Source organism: Proteus sp. FZP2095 (assembly GCF_023701425.1).
Lineage (GTDB): Bacteria > Pseudomonadota > Gammaproteobacteria > Enterobacterales > Enterobacteriaceae > Proteus > Proteus cibarius.
On sequence record NZ_JAMQBJ010000008.1, the window covers coordinates 15499 to 29828 of the forward strand.

Consider the following 14330-nt stretch of genomic DNA (forward strand, 5'->3'; position numbering starts at 1 on the left):
ATTTTAATTAACGACCCAAGTAATTATCCCAATCTTTCCATACTGGTTGTAATCCTCGCTCTTTTAATACGTTAATAACATCATTTACATGACGATTATCATTAGGCGAAAATTGCTCTAATTCTTCATGGCTATCAGAATATCCACCGGGCTGAGTTTTAGATCCTGCACTAATATTATTAATTGCTAACGGCACTGTGTTATCGCGAAAATATGGAGATTCACGGGTTGAAAGTGAAAGTTCAACATCAGGTGCTAAAATGCGAAAAGCACAGATCAACTGAACTAACTCCACTTCACTCATTACTGATGCGGGGCTAAGCCCACCAGCACAAGGACGTAAACGAGGAAAAGAGATAGAGTAACGACTTTTCCAATAGCGTTTTTGTAAGAACGAGAGATGTTCTGCCACCATATAACAATCGCTACGCCATTGACTTGAAAGACCAATCAATGCACCTAAACCAATTTTATCAATCCCTGCTTGCCCTAATCTATCTGGTGTTTGTAGTCGCCAATGGAAATCTTGTTTTTTACCTTTTAGATGATGAAGTTGATAAGTTGGTTCATGATAGGTTTCTTGATAAACCATGACACCATCAATACCCAGAGTTTTTAATTCTGCATACTCTTCTGTTGCAAGAGGTTGAACTTCCATCATTAATGAACTGAAATTTTCTCGAATAAGAGGGATATATTGGCGAAAATAATCCATACCCACTTTTCTTTGATGTTCTCCAGTCACTAATAACAAGCTATCAAAACCTAATTGTCTAATGCTATTACATTCGGCAATGATCTCATTTTCATTTAATGTTTTGCGTTTAATGGCATTACTCATTGAAAAGCCACAATAAGTACAGTCATTTGCACATAAATTAGAAAGATAGAGTGGAACATATAATCCCACAATATTACCAAAACGTTGTCGAGTAAGTTTCTGAGCACGTTGAGCCATAGGCTCTAAGTAATGTCGACCCGCAGGCGAAATCAGCGCCATAAAATCATCGAGTGTAAGGGTATGACGATTTAATGCAGCTTCAACATCCGCATTGGTTTTACTATTGAGCTTTAAAGTAATGTCATCCCAGTCGAGTTGTTGCCAATAATCAGAAAAAGTGTCCATTAGAATGCCCCCAAGTATTGGGTTAATGGACTAGAGGCTTGAGCTTGCATATTCACCACTGAAGCGGAGGTGGCAAGTCCTGATTGTCGAGCAAGTTCGCCTGCATCAAGCGCTGCTTTAAATGCTTGTGCCATTAAAATAGGATTTTTAGCAACAGCAATTGCGGTATTCACTAAGACGGCATCTGCACCTAACTCTAAAGCTTCAAGTGCGTGGCTTGGCGCACCAATCCCTGCATCAACAACAACAGGTATTGAGGCTTGTTCAATAATAATCCGTAGAAAATCACGAGTCTGTAAACCTTGATTTGAACCAATAGGAGAACCTAAAGGCATTACGGCTGCACAGCCAACTTCTTCTAAGCGACGACACAAAACAGGGTCAGCACTACAATAAGGTAAAACAACAAAACCTTCTTTAACGAGGATTTCAGCGGCTTTAAGTGTTTCAATAGGGTCGGGTAATAAATATTTGGTATCAGGATGAATTTCTAATTTTACCCAATGAGTGCCAAAAGCTTCTTTGGCTAAACGAGCCGCAAAAACAGCTTCTTGTGCTGTTTTCGCACCGGATGTATTAGGTAGTAATTTTACCCCTAATGATTTAAGTGGTGCGATTAAATCATCATTACCATTTTTTAAATCCACACGCTTCATTGCCATCGTAACTAATTGGCTACCCGAAGCTTTAATGGCTTCTGTCATTAGTGTTGGTGTTGCAAATTTCCCTGTGCCTGTAAATAGTCTCGATGTGAATGTTGTATCAGCAATTTTTAACATATCAGCCCCCTGCAATAGCTTGGAAGAGAAGAATAGTATCGCCATCATTAATAAAATGTGTTTCCCAGTTTTCACGGGGAACAATAGTTTCATTGATAGCAAGCGCTACACCAATGGGTGGTTGCTCTAACTGAATAAGGAGCTGACAGATAGTGACAGGCATATCCAGAGAATATTGTTCGTCATTTACGGTAATGTTCATGCTACCCCCTGACAAACAGGACATGTTTTTGATGGTGTTAAACGCAAAGTACTCCAATTTTGTTTTCTACCATCGAAAAGGCGAAGTTTTCCACTTAGAGTACAGGGTAAGCCAGAGAGCAATTTAATTGCCTCAAGTGCCTGAAGTGTGCCAATCACACCCACAACAGGACCTAAAATTCCGGCTGTTCTACAATTGCGTTGTGGCTCGGTCTGATCTGGATAGAGGCAATGATAGCAGCCATGAGTAAAAGGAGGTTCAAACACCATAAGTTGGCCACTAAACCCTACGGCACTGCCACTGATAAACGGAGTTTGCTGCGCGACACAAGCACGGTTAATCGCTTGGCGTGTGAGCATGTTATCTGTGCAATCTAAGACTAAATCAGCCTCTTTAACTAATTTAGATAATGAGTCACTATCAATACGTTGTTTATAAGAGGTGATTTTTATCTCTGGATTTAATGCGAGCAGAGACTGCTTTGCGATCTCTGATTTTGCATTAGGAATATCTTGAGTCCGATAAAGAATTTGACGTTGTAGATTAGAAACATGCAACTCATCATCATCAACTAAAATAAGTTTCCCAATACCTGCACCAGCAAGATAAAGTGATGCAGGAGAGCCTAATCCACCAAGTCCAACAATCAGTACTCTTGCTTGTTGAAGTTTATTTTGCCCCTCTAAGCCGATATCTTCTAACATCACTTGTCGGCTATAACGCATAAAATCATTATCATTTAGCATGATGGCTTTCCCTCCACTAATTCTAATAATTTACGAGTTACTTGTTGCCAATCTGGCGCTTTTGTTATTGCACTGACTAAGGCAACACTACCGACACCAGTTGCAACAACATCAGGTACTCTCTCTAACGAGATCCCACCAATAGCAACAGTTGGAAAATTAGGTGTCTGCTCTACTTGATGTTTGAGCGCCTTCAAACCTTGAGGTTTGGATGGCATATCTTTAGTTGTCGTTGGAAAGATATGTCCTAATGCGATGTAAGATGGACGCAATGCTTTCGCTCTTTGCAATTCCGTTTCATCATGAGTAGAAATACCAAGGCGTAACCCTGCTTTTTTTATGGCATCAAGATCCGCAATATCGAGATCTTCTTGGCCAAGATGAACACCGTAGGCGTGATGTTTAATAGCAAGTTGCCAATAGTCATTAATAAACAGTCTTGCGTGATACTGTTTACCTAATTTTATTGCTTCAACGATCTCTTGTTCAACATCGTTGGGTTGTTTATCTTTTATGCGTAATTGTAGGGTGGTAACGCCTGTTTTTAACAGGCGTTCGATCCATTCAATAGAATCAACAACAGGATAAAGCCCAAGCTTTTTTTCTGTTGATGCGAAAGGGGTGTTAGAGGAGCTGTTCATTTTCAGTCACCTCAACACTGGCGATTTCTGCACTGTGGTATAACTCACTTCCATGCTCTTTAAAAGCTTGAGACATTTGCTCCATACCCGCTGCATAATCACGTACTTCTTGTGTTATTTTCATTGAGCAGAATTTAGGGCCACACATTGAGCAGAAATGAGCGACTTTTCCTGATGCTTGAGGCAAGGTTTCATCGTGATATTGACGTGCGGTTTCAGGATCAAGCGCTAAATTAAATTGATCTTCCCATCTAAACTCAAAGCGAGCTTTTGACATTGCATTATCACGAATTTGAGCACCGGGATGTCCTTTGGCTAAATCGGCAGCATGAGCCGCAATTTTATAAGTAATAAGGCCTTGCTTTACATCTTCTTTGTTAGGTAAACCTAGATGCTCTTTAGGGGTAACATAACAGAGCATTGCACAACCAAACCAGCCAATCATTGCTGCACCAATACCTGATGTGAAGTGATCGTAACCTGGTGCAATGTCTGTAGTAAGAGGGCCTAATGTATAAAATGGTGCTTCATGACAATGCTCTAATTCTTCTGTCATATTGCGACGGATCATCTGCATTGGGACATGGCCTGGGCCTTCTATCATGACTTGAACGTCATATTCCCATGCAATTTTTGTCAGTTCACCTAAGGTATGTAATTCAGAAAATTGTGCTTCATCATTTGCATCTTGAATTGAACCCGGTCTTAATCCATCGCCTAGAGAAAGGGAAACATCATAAGCTGTGCAAATTTCACAGATTTCACGGAAATGTTCGTAGAGGAAATTCTCCTTATGATGCGATAAACACCATTTTGCCATTATCGAACCGCCGCGAGATACAATACCTGTTAGGCGTTTTGCCGTCATAGGTACATAACGTAACAACACGCCTGCATGAATAGTAAAGTAATCAACGCCTTGCTCTGCTTGTTCAAGCAAGGTATCTCGGAACATTTCCCAAGTGAGATCTTCAGCAATACCGTTAACTTTCTCGAGTGCTTGATAAATTGGAACTGTGCCGATAGGAACTGGGCTGTTACGAATGATCCACTCACGCGTTTCATGAATATAACGGCCTGTTGAGAGATCCATTACAGTATCTGCTCCCCAACGTGTAGACCAAATCAGCTTTTCCACTTCTTCTTCAATGGAGGAAGTAACAGAGGAATTTCCGATATTGGCATTCACTTTTACTAAGAAATTACGTCCAATAATCATTGGCTCTGATTCAGGGTGATTGATATTGGCAGGAATTATCGCTCGGCCCGCAGCAACTTCTTGGCGTACAAATTCAGGAGTAATATTATCAGGGAGATGCGCACCAAAGCTGAATCCTGCATGCTGTTGGCGTAAAACTTCGCTACGAATTCTCTCTCGACCCATGTTCTCACGAATAGCAATAAACTCCATTTCAGGCGTAATAATACCTTGGCGAGCATAATGCAATTGCGTCACACTTTTACCATTTAGCGCTTTTTTAGGGCTTGGTTTTAAGGGAAAACGTAAATGTTCTAACCCAGCATCAGAAAGGCGCTGTTGGGTGAAATCGGAACTTAAAAGAGAAAGCACTTCAGTATCATTGCGCTCATCAATCCATGGTTGGCGTATTTTTTTTAATCCAAGATTAACGTCGAGTTGAGAAGCGGGATCACCATAAGGGCCTGATGTGTCATACACCGGTACAGGTTCATTATCTTCAAAAACAGGGGAATCTTTTGATCCTCCTACTAGTGTTTTATCAAGTTGGATCTCACGCATTGGTACTTGAATATCAGTACGTGTTCCTTCGAGGTAAATGCGGTTTGAATTTGGGAAACTGACACCTTGAATAGTGCTGATAAACGCTTGAGCTGCATCACGTTGCTCTTTTCGTGGACGTTGTTTGTTGTTTGTTGGTGAAATATCTTTAACAGATATAGTTTGATTTTGGGACATAGCATTTCCTAATAAATATCATGCAGGCTAATTGCCTGTCGGGTGAATATTGAGAAAAATGCTTGTCTGGAGGTCGCAGGGAGTATCGACAGATAGGTGTATATAGGTGTGTAAAAAATATACGCAATGAAGCTATCAAAAGGTCGAATCACTCTTGTTCCCTTCGCGGGTATTAACCCGATCAGGTTCCGCGGATCCCGAATTAACGGTCTCAGCCTGTGTTTATAATAGCCTTATAAACACTAGGCACTCCGACAAGAAGACATCCAGTATATGAAAGATTTTAAAAACTACAAGTCCGACATGGGTTATTTGTTTAAATCCCAATGTTGTTGTTCCCATGCTTTTTCATCTGAAACTTGAGTTAATTTTTTATCTGCATTAACCGCGATAACATGGTCTGCTTGGTAACATAATGGGAGATCATTAGATGAATCAGTATAGAAATAAATGTAAGTATAATTAATGTTTTTAGCTTCTTTCCATTGATTTAAACGCTCAACTTTTCCTTCTCGAAATGTAGGAATACCTTCAATAAATCCAGTGTAATGATTGTCCTTAATTTGCATATCAATACCCATTGAAACGTCTGCATTGAGTTGCTTTGCAATAGCATAAACTAGAAAGGACATTGTTGCTGAGATAATTATAACGGGAATATTTTGCTGTCGATATTGTGTAATTATTGATATTCCTTGTGGGTAAAGTAGAGGCTTAATTCTTGTTTCAGTGAAGTCATTAACCCAATGATTTATCATATCTATATCATAATGTTTAAAATATGCTAGATGTTGAAAAAGATATTGGTTTATATTCAGCTTTTCAGCATAATAGTCTGCGATCATTTGTTCATCTAGTTTTAAAAAATGAGGATCTGTGACTATTTTTTTATCCCACAAATAGTTTGTCCACAAGCGACTAGAATCTCCTGCTAAAAGTGTTTCATCTAGATCAAAAATAGCAATTTTATTTTTTATTTTATCTGTCATTCTAACGGTTCTTACTATTAATAAAATTTATATTTATGTTTAGGAATACTAATGAATTATAGAAGATAGTTATAATTCATTGAGTGGTTCTTGCTAAAAAGAGTATCCTCTATTCTATATCATTATTTTGGATAGAATGGTCGTTATGCATTTATATACATTAACAGGGTCAGAAAAGGGCTGGTGGACGGTCAGCCTTGGTGGACGAGTATGGTTACCTAAAGGCGAACTTCCGTTTGGCTTAGCTAAAGATTGGGATCTCATAGGTCAGCACGCCAAAATTGTTGGTGAATGGCAAGGTGAAACAGTTTGGCTTATTCATGGAAAAATGGATAACGATATGTGTTCACCAAGGCTTATCGCTTCACAGGATGAAAACTTATTTAAATTAGTTGGTCGTGGCGTTCAACTGGCTGAGTTTTATCGTTCTCACCGTTTTTGTGGTTACTGTGGTTCCAAAATGCGTCATAGTGAGAGTGAATGGGCGTGTTTATGTGATAATTGCCATGAACGCTATTACCCACAAATTGCCCCTTGCATTATTGTGGGTATTCGCCATGAAGATAAAATCTTATTAGCACATCATGTTAGGCATAAACATTCACCTCTTTATACTGTACTTGCTGGTTTTGTTGAGGTGGGTGAAACTTTAGAAGAAGCCGTAGCCCGTGAAGTGTTTGAAGAGAGTAATATTCGTATTCGCAATATTCGCTATGTATCCTCTCAGCCCTGGCCATTTCCTCACTCCTTAATGATGGGCTTTTTAGCTGACTATGATGGTGGTGAACTACGCCACGATCCTTCTGAATTAACGAGTGCAGGTTGGTATCGTTACGATCAACTACCACAGATCCCGCCACCAGATACGATTGCTAGACGTTTGATAGAAGATACGATAGCGAATATTAGACAAGATAAAGAAAAGAGCTAAATAAAGGCGCTGTCTGCCAACAGTTATTTTTCCAGCATGTTACAATGCCTGCTATTTTGCGGCCCTATTACTGTTAATGGAGTTAGTCATGAGTGAGTTGAAAAACGACCGCTATTTACGTGCGCTGTTGCGCCAACCTGTTGATGTCACCCCAGTTTGGATGATGCGTCAGGCAGGCAGATATCTTCCTGAATATAAGGAAACACGGGCACAGGCGGGAGATTTCATCTCATTGTGCAAGAACACAGAATTGGCTTGTGAAGTGACATTACAGCCTTTAAGACGCTTTCCTTTAGATGCTGCTATTTTATTTTCTGATATTTTAACTATTCCAGATGCAATGGGATTGGGTCTTTACTTTGAAACAGGTGAAGGCCCTCGTTTTAAATCACCAATAAATAGTCTTGATGATATTAAAAAGCTACCTATTCCTGATCCTGAAGATGAACTGGGATATGTGATGAATGCAGTACGTGCCATTCGTCATGCATTGCAAGGTAGTGTGCCATTAATTGGTTTTTCGGGAAGTCCTTGGACGCTGGCAACCTATATGGTTGAAGGTGGAAGTAGTAAGGCCTTCACAAAAATTAAAAAAATGATGTACGCAGAGCCACAAGCATTACATCTATTACTGGATAAACTGGCAGATAGCGTTATTCTGTATCTGAATGCTCAAATTAAAGCGGGTGCACAATCCATCATGATTTTTGATACATGGGGTGGTGTGTTAACTGGCCGTGATTACCAACTCTTTTCATTACACTATATGCATAAGATTGTTGATGGTCTTATCCGTGAATATGATGGAAGAAAAGTTCCTGTAACCTTATTTACCAAAGGTGGCGGCCGTTGGCTAGAAGCGATGGCTGCGACAGGTTGCGATGCATTAGGGCTTGATTGGACGATTGATATTGAAGATGCACGTCGTCGAGTAGGGGATAAAGTTGCGCTACAAGGCAATATGGATCCTTCTATGCTGTATGCACCGCCTGCCAGAATAGAGCAAGAAGTCGAAACTATTCTTGCTGGATTTGGTAAAGGTAACGGTCATGTCTTTAATCTTGGGCACGGTATTCATCAAGATGTTCCACCAGAACATGCTGGTGCATTTATTGATGCGGTTCACCGTTTATCGAAGCCTTATCATCAGGATAATGATTAATACCCAGCAATTGCGTCAGGAGCAGACAGAAAAAGCTCAACAGATTATTTTAACGGACCAATTTACAGCACCAACTTACATAGCAGGTGCTGATGTTGGTTTTGAAGAAGGTGGCGCAGTTACTCGCGCCGCCATCGTGATAATGCATTACCCTTCTTTTGAAATTCTTGAATATCAAATTGCACGAATACCTACAACTCTTCCTTATATTCCTGGTTTACTTTCGTTTAGAGAGTGCCCTGCATTACTGACTGCTTGGCAACTAATCAAACAAAAGCCTTCTCTTATTTTTGTCGATGGACAAGGTATTGCTCATCCTAGAAGGCTTGGTGTCGCAAGCCATTTTGGTTTATTAGTGGATACGCCTACTATTGGCGTGGCAAAAAGTCGTTTATGTGGCATTGATAAAACAGTCAATGAAGAGATGGGAAGTCATGAACCGTTAATGGATAAGAATGAGCAAATAGGGTGGATTTATCGTAGTAAGAAAAAATGTAAACCCCTGTATATTTCTCCGGGTCATAAAGTGAGTATGAATGGCGCTTTGCAGTGGGTTGAGTTGTGTATGAAAGGCTATCGATTGCCAGAACCTACGCGTTGGGCTGATGGTATTGCTTCAAATAGGCGATTATTTGAGCAGTTGAATAAGAATAAGCTCTAAATGACCGGGAAATATGTGGATATTTTTAATTTTCAGGTAAACTGCGCCTAAGTTAAGAAAATGAGTAATCACGAATGTTGAAGAACCCAATCCATTTACGTTTAGAAAAGCTAGAAGCTTGGCAACACCTGACGTTTATGGCATGCCTGTGTGAGAGAATGTACCCAAACTATCAGGTATTTTGTCGAGAAACAGGATTTACCGATCCAATGCTTTATCGCCGTATTCTCGATCTGGTTTGGGAAACTTTAACGGTGAAAGATGCAAAGGTTAATTTTGATTCTCAATTAGAGAAATTAGAAGAAGCTATTCCTGATGCATCTCAGTTCGAGATTTATGGTGTCTATCCTGCGATTGACGCCTGTGTTGCACTTAGTGAAATTGTTCACTCTCGTTTAAGCGGTGAATCATTAAGTCACGCTATTGAAGTGAGCAAATTATCAGTAGGGACAGTTGCTTCACTTGAAATGACACAGGCAGAAAGAGAAATGAGCGAAGAAGAGCTTCGATCTCTACCTGCTGTTATTGAAGAGTTCGATATCCAATGGGAAATTTACCGTCTACTTGTAGAATGTGAAGAAAGAGATATCGAACTGATCAAGGGTCTACGTGCAGACCTTCGTGAAGCTGGAATGAGCAATATCGGTATAGAATTAACGCACTAAATCAGAAAAACGTGATTTAGTGCTTGAAAAGCGACGTTTAAAGACTTCACATCACCCCCGTGTATGTTCTACATTGGGTACGAAAAGAAGTGGCTCAGGTGTTTTACTTAATTTATCCTCTTAAAAAGATAAGTTAAGTTTTTTCACCAGATGTTTTTCAAACGATAAAACATACTTTAAGGACTATTTTATGAACAAAGCTGAATTAACCGAATCAGTTGCTGAAAAAGCGGATCTGACAAAAACTCAAGCAAAAGCTGCTATTGAAGCGTTTATCGATTCAGTAACAGGTGCTCTGAAAGAAGGCGATTCTGTACAGTTAGTTGGTTTCGGTACATTCAAGGTGAATCACCGTGCAGAGCGTACTGGTCGTAACCCTCAAACTGGTAAAGAAATTAAAATTGCAGCAGCTAACGTTCCTGCATTTACTGCCGGTAAAGCACTGAAAGACGCAGTAAAATAATTCCTTTGAACGGAATGAACAATAGAGGGGGATTTACTCCCCTTTTGTTGAAACGACAGGGGCTGTTAGCAATAGGATCTGCTTTTTTGCTCAGCGCCTGCTCCTCTACTGTGCAACTACCTGAGTTTTCTGCAACAGGTTATATTGCAGATGAAGGTGTTGTCCGGCTATGGCGTTTAAATAATACAGCGTCAGAGCCTCAAGTGATCATGAGTGTTTATAGCTTTTATAAAAAGCCAGAAACTGTCATCACATTCTATGAGTATCGTCAAAATAAGCTTTGGCAAGTTCGCTCTGAAGTTATCAATCCAAATGATCCCTCCTCTTGGCATCTTCGTTTAAATAAACGAGGAGAAGTTATTTTCATGCAACAAGAAAGCCAGAAGCAAAAACGAGCATTGACAGAAGATGAGCGTTTAAGAATGGTATTTGCTGCAAGTAAAGAGCGTGAAATTAGTGAAGCGCTTACTATTGGGAAAGTAAATTTAGTACAGGGTATTTGGTATCAAAATACGATGACAACATGTGCTGGTGAGAAGGTGAGTGTTTCATTTGAAGGTCCAGAACAACGTTGGTTAAAAACAAGAACACGTAATTCAAGTAAGCCTTCTTATGTTGCTTGGCTTGATTCACCAGAAGGTAAGCAATTACTTATGGTTGCAGAACACGATTTTTGTAAATGGGAACCAACAAAAGAGAGCTTGTGATCACTCCCTTTTGTTGTTGGTAATTTATTTCTTTAAGCGCGCAATCGCTCGATAGCCGATATCATGGCGATAAAAACTACCATTCCAATGAATATCTTTCGCTAAGGCATAAGCATTTTGTTGAGCCTGCTCGATATCATCACCTAATGCAGTCGCACATAATACTCGCCCGCCAGCAGTGATAACGTCGCCTTTGTCATTGAGTGTTGTTCCTGCTTGAAATACTTTTGCTGTTGTTGATGATGTTGGTGTTAAGCCTTTGATAACATCACCTTGACGATAATCTGCAGGGTAGCCGCCAGCTGCAATCACAATTCCTAAAGCTGGACGAGGATCCCAAAGAGAATCTTTATCTTTTAAGTTACCTTTTGCTCCAGCTAAACACAGCTCAACTAAATCAGATTGCATACGCATCATAATAGGTTGAGTTTCTGGATCACCAAAACGACAGTTAAACTCAATAACCTTAGCAATGCCTTGTTTATCAATCATCAGTCCTGCATAAAGGAAACCTTGGTAACGATAGCCTTCAGAAGCCATTCCTTTTACTGTTGGATAAATGATTTTTTCCATTACTTGCTGGTGGATTTCTGGTGTAACTACAGGTGCTGGTGAATATGCTCCCATTCCCCCTGTATTAGGTCCAGTATCTCCATCACCAACACGTTTATGATCTTGGCTTGTTGCCATTGGAATAACGTGTTCACCATCAACCATCACAATAAAGCTAGCTTCTTCGCCATCAAGAAATTCTTCGATAACAATACGATGACCTGCATCACCAAAAACATTGCCAGCCAGCATATCTTTAATTGCGGCTTCAGCCTCAGCTTGTGTCATAGCAACAATAACGCCTTTACCTGCGGCTAAACCATCTGCTTTGATAACAATTGGTGCGCCTACTTTATTAAGGTACTCAAGTGCAGGTGCTATTTCTGTGAAATTTTGATAATCCGCAGTTGGAATTTTATGACGAGCCAAAAAATCTTTTGTGAAGGCTTTAGAGCCTTCTAACTGCGCGGCTCCTTTTGTTGGGCCAAAGATGGTCAATCCCGCTTCTTTAAATGCATCTACAACACCAATAACCAGAGGTGCTTCAGGGCCCACGATAGTCAAATCAATTTTATTTTTGAGAGCAAATGCGACTAATGCAGGAATATCTGTTGCACTGATAGCGACATTCTCAACACCACTTTCTAATGCAGTGCCTGCATTACCAGGGGCAACAAAAACGTGTGTTGTAAGCGGCGACTGAACCGCTTTCCAGGCTAAAGCGTGTTCACGACCGCCATTACCAATAATCAAAATCTTCATATCAATACCTTATTAATGACGGAAGTGACGCATATTGGTGAAAATCATTGCGATGTTATGCTCATTTGCAGCTGCGATCACTTCATCATCACGAATTGAGCCACCAGGTTGAATAACACAAGTCACGCCGGCAAGTGCTGCTGCATCAATACCATCTCTAAATGGAAAAAATGCATCAGATGCCATTGCACAACCTGCAACTTCTAAACCTTCATCAGCAGCTTTAATACCTGCGATTTTTGCAGAATACACACGGCTCATTTGCCCTGCACCAATACCGACTGTCATATCGTTTTTAGCGTAAACAATGGCATTTGATTTTACGAATTTGGCGACTTTCCAGCAGAAGAGTGCATCTTTAAGTTCACGCTCACTAGGTTGACGTTGGGTGACCACTCTTAAGTTTTCTTCTTTTACCATACCTAAGTCACGATCTTGAACTAACAGCCCACCATTAACACGTTTGAAATCTAATGCTGGTTTGGCTTCTTGCCATTGACCACAAGCTAATACACGAACATTTGGTTTAGTTTCTAAAATTGGTAATGCATCATTATTAATAGAAGGCGCAATGATCACTTCAACAAACTGACGTTCGATGATGGCACTTGCTGTTTTTGCATCTAATGGGCGATTGAATGCGATAATGCCACCAAATGCAGAGGTTGGATCGGTTTTAAATGCATTGTCATATGCTTGTGCGAGCGTGTTCGCAATTGCAACACCGCAAGGGTTTGCATGTTTCACAATAACACATGCCGGCTCGGAAAATGATTTCACACATTCTAATGCTGCATCAGTATCAGCAATATTGTTATAAGAAAGTGCTTTGCCTTGTAATTGGTTTGCAGTGGCAATAGATGCTTCTTCTATATTCTCTTCTATATAGAAAGCTGCTTGCTGGTGAGCATTTTCACCATAACGCATATCTTGTTTCTTTATATAGTTCAGATTTAAGGTACGAGGGAAAGTACCTGATGGTTGTGAAGTATCACCATAATAAGGTGCAACCTTCTGGCCGAAGTAGTTAGCAATCATTCCGTCATAAGCAGCTGTGTGTTCAAAGGCTTTAATCGCCAAATCAAAGCGTGTATCTAAAGTAAGGCTATTTTCGTGATTATCCATTTCTTCAATCACTCTTTCATAGTCATTACTATTTACTACAATCGTAACGTCTTTATGATTTTTTGCCGCGGAGCGAACCATTGTTGGTCCACCAATATCGATATTCTCCACAGCATCTGCTAATGAACAATCTGGATGAGCTACTGTTTTAGCAAAAGGATAAAGATTTACGACGACCATATCGATAGGACGAATTTCATGTTCTTCCATAATTGCATCATCTTGTCCACGACGACCTAGGATCCCACCATGTACTTTAGGATGCAGTGTTTTCACTCTGCCATCCATCATTTCTGGAAAGCCTGTGTAGTCGGAGACTTCAATAACCGGTAAGCCAGCTTCTGCTAATAGACGTGCGGTTCCACCTGTAGATAAGAGTTCTACTTTTCTTTCAACAAGTGCTTTAGCAAATTCTAAAATACCTGCTTTATCAGACACACTTAAAAGTGCACGGCGGATAGGACGAAGATGTTGCATGAGTTTTATCCCTTGGGGTTGGTATAACGGTAGTAATGGTGAAGTTAAATCACATTAATACAGTGAGATTGTGTTTGCTTAACTAACATTTCAGAAGATGGACACAAAATCAATCTTACTTAATCGACCGTCATGATAACGCAAACGATTGCGTTTGACATGCTAATTTTATATAAAAAGGTGCTCTGTGGATAAAATTGTTGATAAGTGCGTATAAGTGGGTGTTTTGCTGTGGAATTAAGCAAACGATTTTTTTTCTTAAAAAAACTATTGCCAGCCTCAGAAAACTCCCTATAATGCGTCCTCGTTGTCACGGCAAACCACGCTAAGTGAGTTAGCCGAGAGAACGAAGAAAAAAAAAGTGGAAAGCCTTGTAAATAAACGCTTGACACTGAATGAGGAAGAT

At 40.1% G+C, this 14330-nt stretch carries 15 protein-coding genes and 1 riboswitch; of the genes, 6 read left to right on the forward strand and 9 right to left on the reverse strand.

Annotated features, from left to right (window positions below):
• Positions 1-7 precede the first annotated feature (7 nt).
• The 7 genes from thiH to NBG71_RS18225 all read right to left on the reverse strand — a co-directional run bounded on the left by thiH (position 8) and on the right by NBG71_RS18225 (position 6419).
• Complete coding sequence (gene thiH, locus NBG71_RS18195; protein WP_075673752.1) at positions 8-1126, reverse strand: 2-iminoacetate synthase ThiH; 1119 nt, start codon at positions 1124-1126, stop codon at positions 8-10.
• Complete coding sequence (locus NBG71_RS18200; RefSeq protein WP_075673753.1) at positions 1126-1905, reverse strand: thiazole synthase; 780 nt, start codon at positions 1903-1905, stop codon at positions 1126-1128. The genes thiH and NBG71_RS18200 overlap by 1 nt, the downstream gene beginning before the upstream one ends.
• A gap of 1 nt (position 1906) precedes the next feature.
• A complete protein-coding gene (gene thiS, locus NBG71_RS18205) occupies positions 1907-2107 on the reverse strand; it encodes a sulfur carrier protein ThiS (RefSeq protein WP_006534717.1) in 201 nt (66 codons plus the stop codon).
• Complete coding sequence (locus NBG71_RS18210) at positions 2104-2853, reverse strand: HesA/MoeB/ThiF family protein (RefSeq protein WP_075673754.1); 750 nt, start codon at positions 2851-2853, stop codon at positions 2104-2106. The genes thiS and NBG71_RS18210 overlap by 4 nt, the downstream gene beginning before the upstream one ends.
• Complete coding sequence (thiE, locus tag NBG71_RS18215; RefSeq protein WP_250917069.1) at positions 2847-3494, reverse strand: thiamine phosphate synthase; 648 nt, start codon at positions 3492-3494, stop codon at positions 2847-2849. The genes NBG71_RS18210 and thiE overlap by 7 nt, the downstream gene beginning before the upstream one ends.
• Positions 3478-5430: a phosphomethylpyrimidine synthase ThiC gene (gene thiC, locus NBG71_RS18220; protein WP_250917070.1), complete on the reverse strand. Its 1953-nt coding sequence runs from the start codon at positions 5428-5430 to the stop codon at positions 3478-3480. The genes thiE and thiC overlap by 17 nt, the downstream gene beginning before the upstream one ends.
• Positions 5431-5571: 141 nt before the next feature.
• Positions 5572-5694, reverse strand: a riboswitch (TPP riboswitch).
• Between the two features lie 44 nt (positions 5695-5738).
• Entirely contained in the window at positions 5739-6419 is a 681-nt protein-coding gene (locus NBG71_RS18225) for an HAD family hydrolase (RefSeq protein ID WP_250917071.1), read from the reverse strand.
• Between the two features lie 145 nt (positions 6420-6564).
• On the opposite strand from NBG71_RS18225, the gene nudC reads away from it, so the two are divergent.
• From nudC to NBG71_RS18255, 6 genes are all read left to right on the forward strand, one after another.
• Entirely contained in the window at positions 6565-7350 is a 786-nt protein-coding gene (gene nudC, locus NBG71_RS18230; protein WP_075673764.1) for an NAD(+) diphosphatase, read from the forward strand.
• 88 nt (positions 7351-7438) lie between these two features.
• Positions 7439-8512, forward strand: coding sequence for a uroporphyrinogen decarboxylase (hemE, locus tag NBG71_RS18235; protein ID WP_075673758.1), 1074 nt, complete (start codon positions 7439-7441; stop codon positions 8510-8512).
• A complete protein-coding gene (gene nfi, locus NBG71_RS18240; protein WP_156734270.1) occupies positions 8505-9173 on the forward strand; it encodes a deoxyribonuclease V in 669 nt (222 codons plus the stop codon). Before hemE ends, nfi begins: the two co-directional genes overlap by 8 nt.
• A gap of 74 nt (positions 9174-9247) precedes the next feature.
• Entirely contained in the window at positions 9248-9838 is a 591-nt protein-coding gene (locus NBG71_RS18245) for a YjaG family protein (protein WP_075673760.1), read from the forward strand.
• A gap of 190 nt (positions 9839-10028) precedes the next feature.
• Complete coding sequence (hbs, locus tag NBG71_RS18250; protein ID WP_004246922.1) at positions 10029-10301, forward strand: non-specific DNA-binding protein Hbs; 273 nt, start codon at positions 10029-10031, stop codon at positions 10299-10301.
• A 44-nt stretch (positions 10302-10345) separates the two neighbouring features.
• Entirely contained in the window at positions 10346-11008 is a 663-nt protein-coding gene (locus NBG71_RS18255; RefSeq protein WP_223672925.1) for a DUF1481 domain-containing protein, read from the forward strand.
• Positions 11009-11032: 24 nt separating this feature from the next.
• Here the strand turns inward: NBG71_RS18255 and purD are convergent, their stop codons facing one another.
• On the reverse strand, positions 11033-12322 hold the full coding sequence (gene purD, locus NBG71_RS18260; RefSeq protein WP_075673762.1) for a phosphoribosylamine--glycine ligase: 1290 nt from the start codon (positions 12320-12322) through the stop codon (positions 11033-11035).
• A gap of 12 nt (positions 12323-12334) precedes the next feature.
• Positions 12335-13924: a bifunctional phosphoribosylaminoimidazolecarboxamide formyltransferase/IMP cyclohydrolase gene (purH, locus tag NBG71_RS18265; RefSeq protein WP_075673763.1), complete on the reverse strand. Its 1590-nt coding sequence runs from the start codon at positions 13922-13924 to the stop codon at positions 12335-12337.
• Between the last annotated feature and the right edge of the window lie 406 nt (positions 13925-14330).

Coding starts and splice junctions, on each gene's coding strand:
- nudC (WP_075673764.1), top strand. CDS start 6,565: ATGCATTTATATACATTAACAGGGTCAGAAAAGGGCTGGTGGACGGTC.
- purD (WP_075673762.1), bottom strand. CDS start 12,322: ATGAAGATTTTGATTATTGGTAATGGCGGTCGTGAACACGCTTTAGCC.
- NBG71_RS18210 (WP_075673754.1), bottom strand. CDS start 2,853: ATGCTAAATGATAATGATTTTATGCGTTATAGCCGACAAGTGATGTTA.
- hemE (WP_075673758.1), top strand. CDS start 7,439: ATGAGTGAGTTGAAAAACGACCGCTATTTACGTGCGCTGTTGCGCCAA.
- NBG71_RS18225 (WP_250917071.1), bottom strand. CDS start 6,419: ATGACAGATAAAATAAAAAATAAAATTGCTATTTTTGATCTAGATGAA.
- thiC (WP_250917070.1), bottom strand. CDS start 5,430: ATGTCCCAAAATCAAACTATATCTGTTAAAGATATTTCACCAACAAAC.
- purH (WP_075673763.1), bottom strand. CDS start 13,924: ATGCAACATCTTCGTCCTATCCGCCGTGCACTTTTAAGTGTGTCTGAT.
- nfi (WP_156734270.1), top strand. CDS start 8,505: ATGATTAATACCCAGCAATTGCGTCAGGAGCAGACAGAAAAAGCTCAA.
- NBG71_RS18245 (WP_075673760.1), top strand. CDS start 9,248: ATGTTGAAGAACCCAATCCATTTACGTTTAGAAAAGCTAGAAGCTTGG.
- NBG71_RS18200 (WP_075673753.1), bottom strand. CDS start 1,905: ATGTTAAAAATTGCTGATACAACATTCACATCGAGACTATTTACAGGC.
- hbs (WP_004246922.1), top strand. CDS start 10,029: ATGAACAAAGCTGAATTAACCGAATCAGTTGCTGAAAAAGCGGATCTG.
- thiE (WP_250917069.1), bottom strand. CDS start 3,494: ATGAACAGCTCCTCTAACACCCCTTTCGCATCAACAGAAAAAAAGCTT.
- thiH (WP_075673752.1), bottom strand. CDS start 1,126: ATGGACACTTTTTCTGATTATTGGCAACAACTCGACTGGGATGACATT.
- thiS (WP_006534717.1), bottom strand. CDS start 2,107: ATGAACATTACCGTAAATGACGAACAATATTCTCTGGATATGCCTGTC.